13 protein-coding genes, 1 tRNA gene, 1 rRNA gene and 1 pseudogene are annotated in these 16,320 nt (G+C 43.3%); 14 read left to right on the top strand and 2 right to left on the bottom strand.

What is annotated here, in order from left to right:
- Window positions 1-133 precede the first annotated feature (133 nt).
- The 11 genes and pseudogenes from rrf (at window position 134) to D8793_RS06910 (ending at window position 8,993) form a co-directional block, all read left to right on the top strand.
- A 5S ribosomal RNA gene (rrf, locus tag D8793_RS06960) occupies window positions 134-249 on the top strand.
- A 5-nt stretch (window positions 250-254) separates the two neighbouring features.
- Window positions 255-328 (top strand) — tRNA-Asn (locus D8793_RS06955).
- Between the two features lie 166 nt (window positions 329-494).
- Window positions 495-938, top strand: a complete 444-nt coding sequence (locus tag D8793_RS06950; RefSeq protein WP_125371285.1) for a zinc-dependent MarR family transcriptional regulator — start codon at window positions 495-497, stop codon at window positions 936-938.
- A complete protein-coding gene (locus D8793_RS06945) occupies window positions 935-1,645 on the top strand; it encodes a metal ABC transporter ATP-binding protein (RefSeq protein WP_125371284.1) in 711 nt (236 codons plus the stop codon). Before D8793_RS06950 ends, D8793_RS06945 begins: the two co-directional genes overlap by 4 nt.
- Window positions 1,638-2,444, top strand: a complete 807-nt coding sequence (locus D8793_RS06940) for a metal ABC transporter permease (RefSeq protein ID WP_125371283.1) — start codon at window positions 1,638-1,640, stop codon at window positions 2,442-2,444. Before D8793_RS06945 ends, D8793_RS06940 begins: the two co-directional genes overlap by 8 nt.
- A gap of 9 nt (window positions 2,445-2,453) precedes the next feature.
- Entirely contained in the window at window positions 2,454-3,956 is a 1,503-nt protein-coding gene (locus D8793_RS06935) for a zinc ABC transporter substrate-binding protein AdcA (RefSeq protein WP_125371282.1), read from the top strand.
- Window positions 3,957-4,102: 146 nt separating this feature from the next.
- On the top strand, window positions 4,103-4,546 hold the full coding sequence (locus D8793_RS06930) for a CopY/TcrY family copper transport repressor (protein ID WP_125371281.1): 444 nt from the start codon (window positions 4,103-4,105) through the stop codon (window positions 4,544-4,546).
- Window positions 4,546-6,813: pseudogene (locus D8793_RS06925) on the top strand (heavy metal translocating P-type ATPase). The gene D8793_RS06930 and the pseudogene D8793_RS06925 overlap by 1 nt, the downstream one beginning before the upstream one ends.
- Window positions 6,814-6,817: 4 nt before the next feature.
- On the top strand, window positions 6,818-7,033 hold the full coding sequence (locus D8793_RS06920; protein ID WP_125371280.1) for a heavy-metal-associated domain-containing protein: 216 nt from the start codon (window positions 6,818-6,820) through the stop codon (window positions 7,031-7,033).
- A gap of 68 nt (window positions 7,034-7,101) precedes the next feature.
- Window positions 7,102-7,665, top strand: coding sequence for a DUF6287 domain-containing protein (locus D8793_RS06915; protein ID WP_062005686.1), 564 nt, complete (start codon window positions 7,102-7,104; stop codon window positions 7,663-7,665).
- Window positions 7,666-7,862: 197 nt separating this feature from the next.
- On the top strand, window positions 7,863-8,993 hold the full coding sequence (locus D8793_RS06910; protein WP_125371279.1) for an ABC transporter ATP-binding protein: 1,131 nt from the start codon (window positions 7,863-7,865) through the stop codon (window positions 8,991-8,993).
- A gap of 69 nt (window positions 8,994-9,062) precedes the next feature.
- Here the strand turns inward: D8793_RS06910 and D8793_RS06905 are convergent, their stop codons facing one another.
- Window positions 9,063-9,911, bottom strand: coding sequence for a methyltransferase domain-containing protein (locus D8793_RS06905; RefSeq protein WP_125371278.1), 849 nt, complete (start codon window positions 9,909-9,911; stop codon window positions 9,063-9,065).
- 151 nt (window positions 9,912-10,062) lie between these two features.
- Between D8793_RS06905 and D8793_RS06900 the strand changes: the two genes are divergently transcribed.
- Both D8793_RS06900 and D8793_RS06895 read left to right on the top strand, forming a co-directional pair.
- On the top strand, window positions 10,063-10,341 hold the full coding sequence (locus D8793_RS06900) for a DUF6110 family protein (protein ID WP_000910910.1): 279 nt from the start codon (window positions 10,063-10,065) through the stop codon (window positions 10,339-10,341).
- 1 nt (window position 10,342) lies between these two features.
- Window positions 10,343-12,421 (top strand): heavy metal translocating P-type ATPase, encoded by a 2,079-nt coding sequence (locus D8793_RS06895; protein WP_045498148.1) that lies wholly within the window; start codon window positions 10,343-10,345, stop codon window positions 12,419-12,421.
- Between the two features lie 73 nt (window positions 12,422-12,494).
- Here the strand turns inward: D8793_RS06895 and tyrS are convergent, their stop codons facing one another.
- Window positions 12,495-13,751, bottom strand: coding sequence for a tyrosine--tRNA ligase (gene tyrS, locus D8793_RS06890; RefSeq protein ID WP_005591274.1), 1,257 nt, complete (start codon window positions 13,749-13,751; stop codon window positions 12,495-12,497).
- A 196-nt stretch (window positions 13,752-13,947) separates the two neighbouring features.
- On the opposite strand from tyrS, the gene pbp1b reads away from it, so the two are divergent.
- Complete coding sequence (gene pbp1b, locus D8793_RS06885; protein WP_376739345.1) at window positions 13,948-16,314, top strand: penicillin-binding protein PBP1B; 2,367 nt, start codon at window positions 13,948-13,950, stop codon at window positions 16,312-16,314.
- Window positions 16,315-16,320: the final 6 nt, after the last annotated feature.

The raw sequence follows: 16,320 nt of genomic DNA, 5'->3' as shown, positions 1-16,320 counted from the left end.
GGACTAATACTAATAGCTCGAGGACTTATCCAATTTTCATTGAGCGCAGCTTTTGGCAAGTATTGTGAGGTTTGAGTAGTTATTCAATTTTGAGTTGACAAGGCAATAAGATATTGCAAGTTAATTCAGCAAGTTAAGTGACGATAGCCTAGGAGATACACCTGTACCCATGCCGAACACAGAAGTTAAGCCCTAGAACGCCGGAAGTAGTTGGGGGTTGCCCCCTGTGAGATATGGTAGTCGCTTAGCTATTATCCGCCATAGCTCAGTTGGTAGTAGCGCATGACTGTTAATCATGATGTCGTAGGTTCGAGTCCTACTGGCGGAGTAAATGAGCATATGAGAAAAGAGCAGTTAGCTCTTTTTTCTTTCTCTATCGGTGCTTTTGCATTGTTTTAGAATCAGAGTGTTACTATAGTTGGAGCTTGACTCTTTTCTTTTTTGTGGTATAATTAACCGGTAAAGTTTCAACCGGTTAAGAAAGGAAGCGAAGAATGGGGCATTTAGCAGAAAAAATTAATCATTTTTTGAATGAGGTTATATTAACAGCTGAGAATCAACATGAAATCTTGGTCGGCTCTTGTACGAGCGATGTGCGGCTAACGAACACGCAGGAACATATTTTAATGCTCTTGTCTCAGGAGTCTTTGACGAATTCTGATCTAGCTAAAAGACTGAATGTTAGCCAGGCTGCTGTAACTAAAGCTGTTAAGGCTTTGGTGGAGCAAAAGATGTTGGAAACATTCAAGGATAAGAAGGATGCTCGTGTGACTTTTTATCGATTGACTGATTTGGCACGACCGATTGCGGAAGAGCATCAACATCATCATGTTCATACTTTGGAGACTTACCAGAGATTGGCAGAGCAATTTTCTTCTGATGAGCAAGAAGTGATTGTGAGATTTTTGGATGGTTTGATTGGAGAAATTGGGAAATGAGATATATCACAGTGGAAAATCTGTCCTTTTACTATGACAAGGAACCTGTGTTGGAGCATATTCATTACTTTTTGGATAGTGGCGAGTTTGTAACCTTGACAGGGGAGAATGGGGCTGCTAAGACGACACTTGTCAAGGCTAGTCTGGGGATTCTGCAGCCTCAGCATGGCGAGGTCAAGATTTCCAAGACTAATGAGAAGGGTAAGAAATTGAGAATTGCTTATCTTCCTCAGCAGATTGCTAGTTTTAATGCAGGTTTTCCTAGTACGGTGTATGAGTTTGTTAAATCTGGCCGCTATCCGCGTAAGGGTTGGTTTCGTCGTTTGAATGAACACGATGAGGAGCATATCAAGGCTAGTTTGGAGTCGGTTGGAATGTGGGAACATCGGGACAAGAGGATTGGTTCTCTCTCTGGTGGTCAAAAGCAGCGGGCTGTGATTGCTCGTATGTTTGCTTCGGATCCGGATATTTTTGTCCTAGATGAGCCGACAACTGGGATGGATGCAGGCAGCAAGGATGAATTTTACAAGCTCATGCACCATAGTGCTCATCAGCACGGGAAAGCGGTCTTGATGATTACGCACGATCCAGAGGAAGTTCGCAAATATGCTGACCGCAACATTCATTTAGTTCGGAATCAGGACTCACCTTGGCGCTGCTTCAATGTGCATGAAAGTGATAGCGGACAGGAGGTGAGTCATGCTTAATCTATTTTCCTATGATTTTATGCAGCGAGCCTTTTTAGCAGTTATTGCCATGAGCCTCTTTTCGCCGATTTTAGGCACTTTTCTTATTTTACGGCGCCAGAGTCTCATGAGTGACACGCTGAGTCACGTTTCTCTGGCAGGTGTGGCCTTTGGCCTGGTTCTAGGTTTGTCACCGACCTTCACAACAGTAGTGGTGGTTATAATCGCAGCAGTCTTCTTAGAGTATCTGCGGACTATCTATAAGAATTTCATGGAAATCGGTACGGCTATTCTCATGTCAACTGGCTTAGCTATTTCCTTGATTGTTATGAGTAAAGGCAAGAGTTCTAGCTCGATGAGTCTGGACCAGTATCTATTTGGATCCATTGTGACTATCAGTAGGGAGCAGGTGATTTCTCTCTTTGTCATTGCTGCTGTGGTGCTTGTCTTGACCTTCCTCTTCATTCGCCCCATGTATATCTTGACCTTTGATGAGGATACGGCCTTTGTGGATGGGTTGCCGGTGCGGACCATGTCTATTCTCTTCAATATCGTGACGGGTGTTGCGATTGCTCTCATGATTCCAGCTGCGGGAGCCTTGCTGGTTTCGACCATTATGGTCTTGCCGGCCAGTATTGCCCTGCGGATTGGGAAAAATTTCAAGTCGGTCATTTTGCTGGCAAATGCCATCGGCTTCTTTGGTATGATTGCCGGACTTTATATTTCTTACTATGCAGAGACGCCAGCTAGCGCTAGCATTACGATTATCTTCGTCAGTTTGTTCTTGCTGGTCAATCTGGTCAAAAAATTTATAAAATAGGAGCAGAAAATGAAAAAAATTAGCTTACTATTAGCAGGTTTACTGAGTATTTTCTTCGTAGCTTGTTCCAATCAAAAAAATGCAGATGGCAAGCTCAATATTGTCACGACTTTTTATCCTGTTTATGAGTTTACCAAGCAGGTGGCTGGAGATGAAGCCAATGTTGAACTTCTAATCGGGGCTGGTACAGAGCCGCATGATTATGAGCCTTCAGCCAAAGCGGTTGCGAAGATTCAGGATGCAGATGCCTTTGTATATGAAAATGAAAATATGGAGACTTGGGTTCCAGATACGCTAAAAACTTTGAAAAATAAGGAAGAAAAGGTTATCAAGGCGACTGGAAATATGCTTTTGCTGCCTGGTGGTGAAGAGGAAGAAGACCACGACCATGGGGAAGAGGGGCATCATCATGAATATGACCCCCATGTTTGGCTGTCTCCGAAGCGAGCTATTAAAATGGTGGAACATATCCGAGATAGTCTGAGCAAGGCCTATCCTGACAAGAAAGCTGCCTTTGAGAAAAATGCAGCGGCTTATATCAAGAAGCTGGAAGCCTTGGACAAAGAATATGAAGCTGGTTTGGCCAACGCTAAGCAAAAGAGCTTCGTCACTCAGCACGCTGCCTTTAACTATCTGGCATTGGACTATGGCTTGAAGCAGGTGCCAATTTCTGGACTTTCACCAGACAGTGAACCATCCGCTTCACGCTTGGCTGAATTGACCGAGTACATCAAGAAAAATAAAATCAAGTATATCTACTTTGAAGAAAATGCTTCTCAGGCTCTGGCTTCTACTCTGGCTAAGGAAACAGGAGTAGAGCTTGATGTATTGAATCCGCTGGAAAGCTTGACAGAAAAGCAGACCAAGGATGGGGCGGACTATATTTCGATCATGCAGGCTAATCTAAAGGCTCTCAAGAAAACGACTGACCAAGAGGGAGCAGAGATTGCAGCTGAGAAAGAAGAAGATACTAAGACTGTTCAAAATGGCTACTTTGAAGACAGTGCCGTCAAGGATCGAACCTTGTCTGACTATGCTGGTGAGTGGCAGTCTGTTTACCCTTATCTGAAAGACGGCACCTTGGATCAAGTCTTTGACTACAAGGCTAAGCTGACCGGAAAAATGACGGCAGCTGAATACAAGGACTACTATGACAAGGGCTACAAGACGGATGTTTCCAATATCAATATCACAGACAAGACCATGGAATTTGTGGTAGATGGAAAATCCAAGAAATATACGTATAAATACGTTGGTAAGCATACTCTGACTTACTCTAAGGGAAATCGTGGAGTACGCTTTATGTTTGAAGCGACAGATGCGGATGCTGGCCAGTACAAGTATGTTCAGTTTAGCGACCACAACATTGCACCGACCAAGGCAGCTCACTTCCATATCTTCTATGGCGGCGAAAGCCAGGAAGCACTCTTTGATGAGCTAGAAAACTGGCCAACCTACTATCCAAGTAAGTTGACCGGTCAAGAAATCGCCCAAGAGATGTTGGCACACTAATAGAATAAAGCAAGAAGACGGGATTTTCCCGCCTTCTTTTTTGTATATCAGGAAATGACGATAAAAACACTTGACAAATTACGATTACAATTGTAAACTAATAAAGAATTGAATTACAAATGTAAATGTTAAGGGAGTGTTAAACAATGGAACAGCAAAATATGAGCCAAGCAGAATGGCAAGTGATGCGTGTGCTATGGGCGTATCCACACAGTCGCAGTACAGAGATTATAGCGCGGTTGGAAGCCGATTTTTCTTGGAAACCGGCAACAATCAAGACTCTTTTGAATCGTCTGAAGACCAAAGAATTTATTGCCATGGAAAAAATAGAAGGTAAATTTTACTACAATGCTCGGATTTTAGAAGCGGACCATCTGGAAAGTACTTGGCAGGCTCTTTTTGACAATATCTGTAATACTAAACACGGAGATCTTTTGATTTCGATGATTGAGAGAAGTCAGTTTAGTCAAAGGGACTTGGAACGGCTCAGCCAAGTCATTGATAAGAAAAGAGCTTCGGCTCCGCTAGAAATCAAATGCCACTGCCCTCAAGGTCAGTGTCGTTGCGGGCACGGAAAGGAGACACATTGATGAGCGAGAAGAAAGAATACAAGCTCTCAGGCATGACCTGTGCTGCCTGTGCTATGACGGTGGAGATGGCGGTCAAGGACTTAGAAACGGTCGAGGATGTCAGTGTCAATCTGGCGACAGAACGTCTCAGTTTGCTGCCTAAGGCGGGATTTGACAGCCAGCAAGTGCTGGATGCTGTAGCCGAGGCTGGTTATCAGGCAGAAGAAAAAGGGAAAAACAAGCCGTCTGACGTAAATGAAGAGGCTGCCATGAAAGCGCAGGAATTGCAAAAAAAGAAACAAGAGTTACTGATTCTTTTGATTACGGCTCTGCCTTTGCTTTATATCTCAATGGGCAGTATGGTCGGTCTTCCTCTGCCTAGCTTCTTGGACCATATGGCGCATCCCTTGGTCTTCGTTCTGTCACAACTGCTTTTGACTCTGCCTGCTGTGTGGATTGGTCGCGGCTTCTATCAGAGGGGATTTCGCAATCTTATCAAGCGACATCCCAATATGGATAGTTTGATTGCGGTGGGAACCAGCGCAGCGTTTCTCTACAGCATCTACTCGGTCAGTCAGGTTTTTCTTGGTCATCATGCCTTTGTTCATCAGCTTTATTTTGAGTCTGTTGCAGTGATTATTGCCTTGGTTCTTCTGGGTAAATATCTGGAAAGTTCAGCTAAGGGGAGAACGTCTCAGGCGATTCAGTCTCTGCTTGAGCTAGTGCCTAGTCAGGCGACAGTGATTCGCTATGGCGAGGCTGTGACCATTGATACAGAGGATATCCGAGTTGGAGACATTATCCGTATCAAGCCAGGGGAACGTATGCCAGTAGATGGCCTTGTGACGGAGGGACAGACCTTTGTGGATGAGTCCATGATGACTGGAGAAAGTGTCCCGATTGAAAAAAAGTCGGCGATACCATTACCAGTGCAACAATCAATCAAAATGGTAGTATTGACTATCAAGCAACTAGGGTTGGTTCGGATACGACCTTAGCTCAGATTGTTAGATTAGTGGAGGAAGCGCAAGGGTCTAAGGCTCCGATAGCGGCTTTGGCCGATAAGATTTCGCTCTATTTTGTCCCAATCGTGCTGAGCTTGGCTACTTTGTCCGCGCTTGGCTGGTATTTTCTGGCTGGTGAGAGTCTTAGCTTTTCTCTGTCAATCTTTATCGCAGTTCTGGTCATTGCCTGCCCTTGTGCGCTGGGGTTAGCTACTCCGACAGCCATCATGGTCGGGACTGGTAAAGGAGCTGAAAATGGGATTCTGATTAAGTCTGGGCAAGCTTTGGAAGCAGCTTATCAGCTGGATACTATTGTTCTTGATAAGACTGGGACGATTACGGTTGGTAAGCCCAGTCTGACGGATTTGTTACCTTTGAGTGATTTTAATCGCTCTGACTTATTGCAGCTAATAGCCAGTGCTGAGCAGCATTCTGAGCATCCTTTGGCTCAGGCTATCTTAGAAGCAGCTGAAGAGGAGGGGCTTGACTTACTGCCTGTCAGTCATTTTGAGGCTATGGTTGGACGAGGTTTGTCAGCTCAGGTTGAGGGCAAACAGCTTCTGGTGGGAAATGAGTCATTGATGAAAGACAAGAACATTGACAGCAGTGTCTTTCAAGAACAGTTGTTGGAGCTTTCCCAAGAAGGGAAGACAGCCATGTTTGTCGCAGTAGATGGACAGCTAGCTGGTATTTTAGCGGTAGCAGATGAGATGAAGTCTAGCAGCCTGAAGGCAGTGCAGGAGCTCCAGTCTATGGGGCTGGAAGTCATCATGCTGACAGGAGATCGTGAAGAAACAGCGACAGCTATTGCCCAGAAAGCTGGAATCCAAAAAGTCATCGCAGGTGTATTGCCAGATGGGAAGGCCGCTGCTATCAAGAACTTACAGGAAGCTGGGAAAAAACTGGCTATGGTAGGAGACGGTATCAATGATGCGCCGGCTCTGGTCCAGGCAGATGTAGGAATTGCCATCGGCTCTGGCGCCGATGTGGCTATTGAGTCAGCAGATGTAGTGCTCATGCATAGTGATTTGCAGGATGTAGTCAAGGCTATCAAGCTCAGCCAGGCGACTATCTGCAATATTAAGGAAAATCTTTTCTGGGCTTTTGCCTACAATACACTAGGCATCCCGATTGCTATGGGTCTGCTGCATCTTTTTGGCGGCCCCTTGCTCAATCCTATGTTGGCTGGTCTGGCCATGAGCTTAAGCTCAGTGTCAGTTGTGGCCAATGCTCTGCGTCTAGGACGCTTTAAATTTTAAAATGAAGGAATATACGGAGGAATAAACCTATGAAACAAACAGTTCAATTAGAAAATTTATCTTGTCAAAACTGTGTCAAACACGTCACCCAACACTTCCTATCTATGGAGGGAGTGTTAGATGTGACAGTAGATCTGGACAAGCAGACGGCAGAAGTTATTGCGGATAGATCCTTGAGTGCAGAGGATTATCAGGCAGCTTTGAGTAAAACCATCTATAAAGTCTTAGGGGTGCAGGATAACTGAGTCAACTTGTAAAATAGGCTGAAAAAGTCTATAATATTAGTAATCATTTAATAGATAAGGAGAAAGCCATGAAGCAGAAAATAGTCTATCCTTTGTTATGTTGCTTAGCTCTATCGACTTTGGCAGCCTGCTCTAGTAAGGCAGTTAATTCTACTCAGACAAGTTCGAGTACTACTCAGGAATCTTCTCAAGTAGCTTCTAGCCAGAGTGTTGCAGAATCGTCTTCTTCTGCTGCAAGCAGTCAAAGCTCAGCAGAAGCTAGTTCAGAAAAGACGCAAGAGGAGAAAAAATCAATGGATATTTCGGCCTTGGCCAATGGAGACTACTCCAGTGTGAAAGGAACCTGGCAGAATGCTGCTGGTCACCAGCTGGTGTTCAATGATAAAGGGTTAGTTTCTGATAGCTATGAGCTGTATGGAGCATCGTTAACGGATTATGGAACGGCTTCTGGCGGTGTGTACGGTGGTGAGACCGGAGGTTTCTTGCTAGAATTCATTCCAAAAGGTGTCAAGCTTGCGAATAAAGAAAATTTCCAAGATAGCTCAGATGCCAGCCAAGATCGTCTGTGGACGGGAGTTGGGATGAATAGCTTTGATGAACAAGGTCAATTTTATTATCGTGTTACTAACTAGTCGTGTAGGATAGAAATTTTCTATCCTATTTTTGTTTTAAAAGAGTAGTTAGTTGAAATATGATAAAAAATTGTGCAAACGTTTGAATAAATGCTTGAAATAATAATTAAAAAAGGATATAATATTTTTATGAAAGCGCTTTGAAATTTTTAGGGATTTCAAAGGCAACTATTTTCACATAAAGTAAAGGGGAACTTATGGTTGAGTTAAATCTGAAAAATATTTATAAGAAGTATCCAAATAGTGAGCACTATTCTGTTGAAGACTTTAATTTGGACATTAAGGACAAGGAATTTATCGTTTTCGTTGGTCCGTCAGGATGTGGGAAATCCACAACGCTACGTATGATTGCGGGTCTTGAGGATATCACAGAAGGAACAGCGTCGATTGATGGTAAAGTGGTCAATGACGTGGCGCCGAAAGACCGCGATATCGCCATGGTCTTCCAGAACTATGCCCTCTATCCACACATGACAGTTTATGACAACATGGCGTTCGGATTGAAATTGCGCAAGTACAGCAAGGAAGATATCGACAAACGGGTGCAAGAAGCAGCTGAAATCCTTGGTTTGAAAGAATTATTGGATCGCAAGCCAGCGGACTTGTCAGGTGGTCAACGTCAGCGTGTTGCCATGGGTCGCGCTATCGTGCGTGATGCAAAGGTTTTCCTAATGGACGAGCCTTTGTCAAACTTGGATGCGAAGTTGCGGGTGTCCATGCGTGCTGAGATTGCCAAAATCCATCGCCGTATCGGAGCAACAACCATTTATGTTACCCACGACCAAACAGAAGCGATGACGCTTGCAGACCGCATTGTTATCATGTCAGCAACCAAGAATCCTGCTGGAACTGGGACCATTGGTCGAGTAGAACAAATCGGTAGTCCACAGGAAGTTTACAGAAATCCAGTCAACAAGTTTGTGGCGGGCTTCATTGGCAGCCCAGCCATGAACTTTATCACTGTGACGCTTGAGGGGAATGAAATCGTTGCTTCTGGCTTGCGTTTGACCGTGCCAGAAGGAACACTGAAGGTTCTGCGTGAGAAGGGTTATGACGGCAAGAAGTTGATCTTTGGTATTCGTCCAGAAGACATTAATACAGAGCCTGCCTTCTTAGAGACCTTCCCAGACTCTGTGGTTCATGCGACCATTTCTGTTTCTGAGCTTTTGGGTTCTGAGTCTCACCTTTACTGTCAAGTTGGCGACAGTGAGTTTATCGCGCGTGTAGATGCTCGTGACTATTCAGAAACAGGTGCTGGAATTGACCTTGGTTTCGACTTGAACAAGGCGCATTTCTTTGATTTCGAAACAGAGAAAACAGTTTATTAAAATATGAGTTATAAAAAAGATAGTCAGCAAGCCAAACGGAATGCATTTGGTCTGCGGACTATCTTTTCTTTATTTTGCTTTTCCGATAAGAATGGTAGCGGCAATAGTTACTTGGGTGAGGTCAGTCCAGTCGATCTGGTCTTGCTCAACGTGAAAGAGGAGTGGTGTCATCGCTAAAAGAGCGGCTCTACTTTCGGCAGTCAAGGAGTGGCTAGACTCAACATTGATTTCAGAGATTATATCGAAGTGCTCTCGGAAATGCTGGATGACTTCTTGGTTAGAGTAATCCTTGTTGCTGAGCTGTCTAGCGGCTTTTTGGCGAATTTCTTGAAGATGGCGCTCGGTGGGGATGACCTTGATGAGGAGGGCATTGTCAGAAATGACTCGCCGAAATTCCTGATAATTGGCTGGAGAAAAGATGTCTAAAATGATGTCCATGCTGGCATCTTGTAGCGGTAGCTTGGCCAAATCACCGACGAACCAATTGACTGCGAAAGAGCTGTCGCTCTTGGCCGCCAACTGAATGGAATCTTTTGAAATATCGAAAGCATAGAAGGTTTTTTGGGGATGGGTTTCTTGGAGTTTACGAGAGTAGAAGCCCTCACCGCATCCAATATCTAAGACTGTTTTAGCAGATTCTGAGCTTGCAAGCAAGTTTGAGACAGCCTCTAAGATAGCTTGGTAGAATCCTGCTTCTAAGATCAACTGCCGATTTTGAAAACTGGCCTTATCGTAGTCTTTGGGCTGCTTGATTTGAGGTGCTAGATTTACATAGCCAAACTTAGCCAAGTCATAAGAATGCCGATGTTGGCATTTAAGGCTGCTATCCATCAGCTGCAGCTCTTCCTTGCAGATGGGACAGGCAAAAGCGGTCGCTGTGGCAAAACGCTGGAGTTTGGGTTTGAGGTTTGTATTCATAGTTTAAGTGTATCAAAAGAGACAAGTGAAAGCAACTTTAGGAGTAAGTAGATGGGAGATTCAGTAGAAATAAAACTAATTCTCCAATTTATAAAATGAAATTGCTTTTATATCTAAATTTCTATATAATAATGATAAGGAGGAAATAAGTATGTTAAAAGAAGTATTAACCGTTGCAAAAGTTGCGAAAAAATCTTCACTATTTTTGGGTGGTGTCGCATTTGGTACCCTTGGCTTGAAAATCTTAGCAAGTAAGGAAGCTAAAAAAGGTTATTCTAAAGCTTTGGCTAAGGCTTACAAGTTGAAAGACGGGCTAGATGCATCTGTTTCTGTTGTGAAACAACATGGAGACGATGTCTTGCAAGATGCCAAATATTTGTACGAGCAAGAGAAAAAAGAAGAGCAATTAGATAGCCTTATAGGGGAATAATATGTCTTTTAAAGTGCTACATAGAGGATACCAACATATCCGACTATCATCTTCTTTTTCACTCACCTTGGATATTCAAGACTATCTTCGTTCCTTGGCGAGAGATGAAAAGGGGATTGAGTCCATCCAGTTTTACATGGATCAACAGCACTTTACTCTACGTATAAAAGAAGGCTTCTCTGTATTAGACAATGCAGAAGCCTTTTTAAAAAGAATTGATAAAGGGAAAGTTTCTGAGTTGATGACTCTTCCCATTCGTAGAGAAGAGAGTGCTTATTCTATTGTTTCAGGTGCAGCGATTAAGCGTATACTTTTTCGTAGTTTTGTGCCGTATCCTATTCGCTATATATGGACTTGTTATCAGGCTTTTGGCTATATTAGAGAAGCTTATCAAACACTAGCGCGCAAGGAACTAACGATGGAGGTCCTGGACTGTTCGGCGATTTTATTGTCCTTGTTTATGAACCAATCTAAGACGGCTAGCAATATCATGTTTATGCTTGATTTGGGGAATCATTTAGATCAGTGGTCCTTGAAAAAAACTGCAACAGATTTAGAACAAAGCCTTCTTGCAAAAGAGAGCGATGTATTTCTAGTACAGGGGGATACGGTTGTTAGTATCAAGAGTTCCGATGTTCAAATAGGAGATGTCTTGGTCCTATCTCAAGGAAATGAAATTCTGTTTGATGGACAAGTAGTTTCAGGTTTAGGTATGGTCAACGAAAGCTCCTTGACAGGAGAGAGTTTTCCAGTTGAAAAAAGAGAGTCTGATTTGGTTTGTGCAAATACAGTATTAGAAACTGGAGAGTTACGCATTCGTGTAACCGATAATCAGATGAACAGCCGTATTTTACAGCTAATTGAGTTGATGAAGAAATCTGAAGAAAACAAGAAAACGAAACAACGCTATTTCATCAAGATGGCGGATAAGGTCGTCAAATATAATTTCTTGGGTGCTGGTCTGACTTACCTATTAACAGGTTCTTTTTCTAAGGCTATTTCTTTCTTATTGGTCGATTTCTCCTGCGCTTTGAAAATCTCTACTCCTGTAGCTTATTTAACGGCTATCAAGGAGGGTTTGAATCGTGAAATGGTGATTAAGGATGGGGATGTTCTGGAGAAATATCTGGAAGTCGATACCTTCTTATTTGATAAGACGGGGACAATCACAACTAGCTATCCTATAGTTGAAAAGGTGTTACCTTTTGGAGACTATAGTGAGGAAGATATTCTCAGAATCAGTGCCTGTCTTGAGGAGCACATCTATCATCCTATCGCTAATGCCATTGTCAAGCAAGCTGAGATAGAGGGAATTGAACATGAGGAAATGCATGGGAAACTCCAATATATTGCAAGCAAGGGAATTAAGTCCCATATTGATGGTGAATCGGTTGTCATCGGAAATTTTGTCCTGATGCAAGACGAGCAAATCAATATTAGTCCTGAACAAAATGCCCTGATCGAAGAATATAAGAATCACTACAATCTACTGTTCTTGGGCTATCGCAATGATCTTATTGGGATGTTCTGTATCCATACTCCTTTGAGAAAAGAAGCAAAAGTTGCCTTAGAAAAGCTCAAAGCTCAAGGAAAGAAACTGATTTTAGCAACAGGTGATACCTTGGTTAGAACGGAAGAACTTGTAAAAGATTTGCCGTTTGATCAAGTTTATACAGATTTGAAACCTGATGGAAAATTTGAATTGGTGCAGGAGTTACAGCAATCTGGTCATGCTGTCTTAATGGTCGGAGACGGCCTGAATGACTCGGCAGCTCTAACCCTTGCGGATATTGGTGTTGTGATGAATGAAAGTGCAGATATTTCTAAGCAAATGAGCGATATATTATTATTAGATAATCGCTTGGATTTTTTTGAAGAATTAGACTCTCTTTCATCGTCTTTGCAAAAACTGATTCAGAAGAATATCCAAGAAACTATCGTCGTAAACAGTAGTTTGATTGGCTTTGGTTTATTTAACTGGCTTAGTCCTTCCAATCTTTCTATCTTACATAACCTCACAACTTTGCGAATTGTACTTCGTAGTCTTTCTGTTAAGAATAGATATGTAAGAAGATTTTAATCAACCATAAGCAAAAGGAGTTATCTCAGGGAAGAGTAACTCCTTTTGTTTGTGTGGATAAGTTTTGAATGTTTTAGTATGTAAGGACGAAGTATTTCTTCTTACCACGGCGGATAACGGTGAGTTCGTTCTCTAACTTGTCTGCATCACCCAAAACATAGTCCAGGTCTTGGATGCGGTCGCCATTGACATAGATGGCTCCATTTTGTACATCTTCTCGGGCTTGGCGTTTTGAGTTGACCACACCAGATGACACGAGGATTTCCACGATGTTAAGGTTTTCGTCGGCTTGTACCTGATAATTTGGCACGCCACGAAGTCCTTGTTTGAGTTCTTTGACAGAAAGGTTTTTGATATTTCCAGCAAAGAGTTGCTCGGTAATGTTAAGGGCTTCTTTGTAGGCTTCTTCGCCATGGACAAGAGTTACAACTTCACGAGCGAGGATTTTTTGAGCCAAGCGTTCGTGTGGAGCTGCTTCAAACTGTTTGCGAATGTCTTCAATCTCATCGAGTGACAAGAAAGTAAAGATCTTCAAGAAGCGAATAGCGTCAGCATCCATGACATTCATCCAGAATTGGTACATTTCGTATGGAGAAGTCTTTTCAGGATTGAGCCAGACTGCGTTGCCTTCTGACTTACCAAATTTCTTACCAGTTGCATCAGTGATAAGTGGAACAGTGATAACGTGGCCAGTCTTGTCAGCTTTACGACGAAGCAATTCTGTACCGGCAGTCATATTTCCCCACTGGTCAGAACCACCGATTTGCAGCGTTACGTTATGTTCTTTGTTAAGGACAAAGAAGTCGTAACCTTGCATGATTTGGTAAGCAAACTCTGTATAAGAAATCCCTGTTTCAATCCGTTTTTTCACGGATTCTTTGCTCATCATGTAGTTGACAGTGAAGTATTTACCAACATCACGGAGGAAGTCAATGAAGCTGATGCTGCCAAACCAGTCGTAGTTGTTGACCATGACAGCTTTGTTTTCGCCATTTTCAAAGTCAAGAAAGCGTGACAGTTGGCCTTGGATAGACTGAACCCAGCCATCAACGGTTTCCTTGGTTTGCAGGCTACGCTCCGCATCTTTAAAGGATGGGTCACCAATCAAACCTGTTGCACCACCGACGAGGGCGTAAGGTTTGTGACCAGCTAACTGTAAGCGGCGGCTGGTCAAAATAGCTACCAAGTGACCTAAGTGCAGACTGTCTGCTGTTGGATCATAGCCAGTATAATAAGAGACCTGCCCTTCTTCTAAGGCTTTACGCAAAGCTTCTTCATCAGTCGTTTGAAAAATCAAACCACGCTCTTGCAGCTCATCAAAAATGTGCATAGTTGTCTCTCCTTTTCTAAGATAGCAAAGGATTTTGCCCTTGCTCAAGTATTTTTTTGTTTTATCCCTCTATTGTATCACAAACCCGACAAATAGCAATGAGTAGCCAGAAAATAATTCCTGTAAATGCGCTAGAATTAGCTCTTTCTTGATATAATCTGCTGATGTTTGCTATAATAGTCGATAAGGAGAATCTATGTTGAAACCATTTATAAAAAAGTTAAAACAGTTTGGTAAGGGGGGACCCTCACCTGCTAAGACGTCTAAGCCAAAAGGAGAGACATGGTCGGTACTTGATATTGTTTCCGTTATTTTTCGGACAGTAAAACTACTCTTAAATGTCGCTTTTGTATTTATCTTTTTTGGAATAGTATTGGGGGCTGGACTCGGATTGGGCTATGCCGCCAGCCTTTTTAGTGATGTCTCCGTGCCGAAGCAGGAGGAGCTGGTAAGTCAGGTCAATAAGATTTCTGGGATTTCTAAGCTGACCTATGCTAACGGAGAGTTGATTTCTGAAATCGATAATGATTTGTTGCGTATCCCAGTTGCCAGCGATGCGATTTCGGATAATGTCAAAAATGCTATCATTGCTACGGAAGATGAGAACTTTGAAACTCACAATGGTGTTGTGCCCAAGGCGGTTCTGCGGGCAACCTTGGGTTCTGTAGTTGGAGTTGGTTCATCCAGCGGTGGCTCGACTTTAACTCAGCAGTTGATCAAGCAGCAGGTCGTGGGAGATGCTCCGACTTTCAAGCGGAAGGCAGTAGAGATTGTTGATGCCTTGACTTTGGAACGCTATATGTCTAAGGATGACATTCTGACTGCTTATTTGAATGTGGCACCTTTTGGTCGGAATAATAAAGGACAAAATATTGCTGGAGTGGAAGAAGCAGCTCAAGGGATTTTTGGTGTATCAGCCAAGGATTTGAGCATTCCGCAGTCTGCGTTTATTGCAGGATTGCCTCAGAGCCCGATTGTCTATTCACCCTATGCCTCTGATGGTAGCATGAAGAGTCCAGATGATATGGCTTTAGGTCTAGAGCGGGCTCGGAATGTTTTATATAATATGTACCGTACAGGTCGACTGAGTGAGGCAGACTATCAGCAGTACAAAGACTATGATCTGACGCAAGATTTTAAACAGACTGAGGGCCTTCAAAAGAGCTCGCACAGTTATCTCTACCATACAGCCTTTTCAGAAGCACAGACGGCCATGTACCAGTATTTGATTCAGCGGGACAATGTATCCCAGCAAGAATTAAAAAATAATGCAACGGTTGAAGCCTATCAAGAGTTGGCTCGAAAAGAGCTGAGCGAGGGTGGTTATACGGTCACAACAACCATCAATCATTCCATTCATCAGGCGATGCAGAATGCTGTTGCCAACTACGGTGGTCTCTTGGATGATGGGACAGGAATGGTCGAGGTTGGAAATGTCCTTCAGGACAATAAAACAGGAGCCATTATTGGTTTTGTCGGTGGTAGAGACTATAGTTCTAATCAAAACAACCATGCTTTTGATACGGAAAGATCTCCTGGTTCGACTATCAAGCCGATTTTAGCTTATGGGATTGCCATTGACCAAGGGCTGATGGGAAGCGCGAGTGTCCTTTCCAATTACCCAACGAACTTCTCTAGCGGTGAGCCAATTATGCACGTGGACAGTCGCGGGACAGGCATGATGGACCTGCAGGAAGCCCTCAATACTTCTTGGAATATTCCAGCTTATTGGACCTATCGTGCACTTCGTGAGAAGGGTGTCAATGTCCGAGGCTATATGGAAAAAATGGGCTACCATATTGACAACTACGATATTGAAAGTCTACCAATGGGTGGGGGGATCGAGGTTTCGGTTGCCCAGCACACCAACGGTTTCCAGACCTTGGCTAATAACGGTTCTTATCAAGAAAAGTATATGATTGATAAGATCACGGCTCCTGACGGCAAGGTGGTTTATGAGCATAAGGCAAAACCAGTTCAGGTTTACTCGCCTGCTACTGCAACGATTATGCAAAGCTTGATGCGAGGTGTGCTCAACTCTGGTGCAACTACGACCTTTAAATCAAGGATTAGTCAAGTCAATGGTACCTTGGCCGGCGCAGATTGGATTGGTAAGACAGGTACAACTAACAGCAATGGTGATATGTGGCTCATGCTTTCTACTCCTCGGATGACCCTTGGAGGCTGGATTGGTCATGACGACAATACTTCTATGGCTGCCCTAACAGGCTATAATAATAATGCGGCCTATATGGCTTATCTAGCCAATGCCATTTATGAGGCGGATCCAAATGCCTGGGGAATCGGAGAGAAGTTCAATCTTGATTCGAGCGTTATCAAGTCTGATGTTCTCAAGTCTACTGGAGAAAGACCAGGAACCGTCACAATCAATGGCCGTTCCATCAATCTAAACGGTCCGACCGTTCCTAGTTATTGGGCTAAGAATGGCGCTCCAACGACGAGCTATCGGTTTGGTATCGGCGCATCAGATGCGGATTATCAGAGAGCTTGGGGAGCTATCTTGGGTGGTACAACTGGAAACACCAATCGTAATAGCCAATGAGAAATT

Origin of the sequence: Streptococcus cristatus (genome assembly GCF_003943465.1) — a bacterium.
In the GTDB taxonomy this organism is placed as follows: domain Bacteria; phylum Bacillota; class Bacilli; order Lactobacillales; family Streptococcaceae; genus Streptococcus; species Streptococcus cristatus_C.
Note: the sequence above shows the minus strand (reverse complement) of the source record. Positions and strands in the feature narration are given on the sequence as shown.

Excerpts from the sequence above, each read along its gene's own strand:
- D8793_RS06900 (WP_000910910.1), top strand. The coding sequence starts at position 10,063 with ATGTTAAAAGAAGTATTAACCGTTGCAAAAGTTGCGAAAAAATCTTCA.
- pbp1b (WP_376739345.1), top strand. The coding sequence starts at position 13,948 with ATGTTGAAACCATTTATAAAAAAGTTAAAACAGTTTGGTAAGGGGGGA.
- D8793_RS06950 (WP_125371285.1), top strand. The coding sequence starts at position 495 with ATGGGGCATTTAGCAGAAAAAATTAATCATTTTTTGAATGAGGTTATA.
- D8793_RS06920 (WP_125371280.1), top strand. The coding sequence starts at position 6,818 with ATGAAACAAACAGTTCAATTAGAAAATTTATCTTGTCAAAACTGTGTC.
- D8793_RS06940 (WP_125371283.1), top strand. The coding sequence starts at position 1,638 with ATGCTTAATCTATTTTCCTATGATTTTATGCAGCGAGCCTTTTTAGCA.
- tyrS (WP_005591274.1), bottom strand. The coding sequence starts at position 13,751 with ATGCACATTTTTGATGAGCTGCAAGAGCGTGGTTTGATTTTTCAAACG.
- D8793_RS06935 (WP_125371282.1), top strand. The coding sequence starts at position 2,454 with ATGAAAAAAATTAGCTTACTATTAGCAGGTTTACTGAGTATTTTCTTC.
- D8793_RS06930 (WP_125371281.1), top strand. The coding sequence starts at position 4,103 with ATGGAACAGCAAAATATGAGCCAAGCAGAATGGCAAGTGATGCGTGTG.
- D8793_RS06910 (WP_125371279.1), top strand. The coding sequence starts at position 7,863 with ATGGTTGAGTTAAATCTGAAAAATATTTATAAGAAGTATCCAAATAGT.
- D8793_RS06895 (WP_045498148.1), top strand. The coding sequence starts at position 10,343 with ATGTCTTTTAAAGTGCTACATAGAGGATACCAACATATCCGACTATCA.
- D8793_RS06915 (WP_062005686.1), top strand. The coding sequence starts at position 7,102 with ATGAAGCAGAAAATAGTCTATCCTTTGTTATGTTGCTTAGCTCTATCG.
- D8793_RS06905 (WP_125371278.1), bottom strand. The coding sequence starts at position 9,911 with ATGAATACAAACCTCAAACCCAAACTCCAGCGTTTTGCCACAGCGACC.
- D8793_RS06945 (WP_125371284.1), top strand. The coding sequence starts at position 935 with ATGAGATATATCACAGTGGAAAATCTGTCCTTTTACTATGACAAGGAA.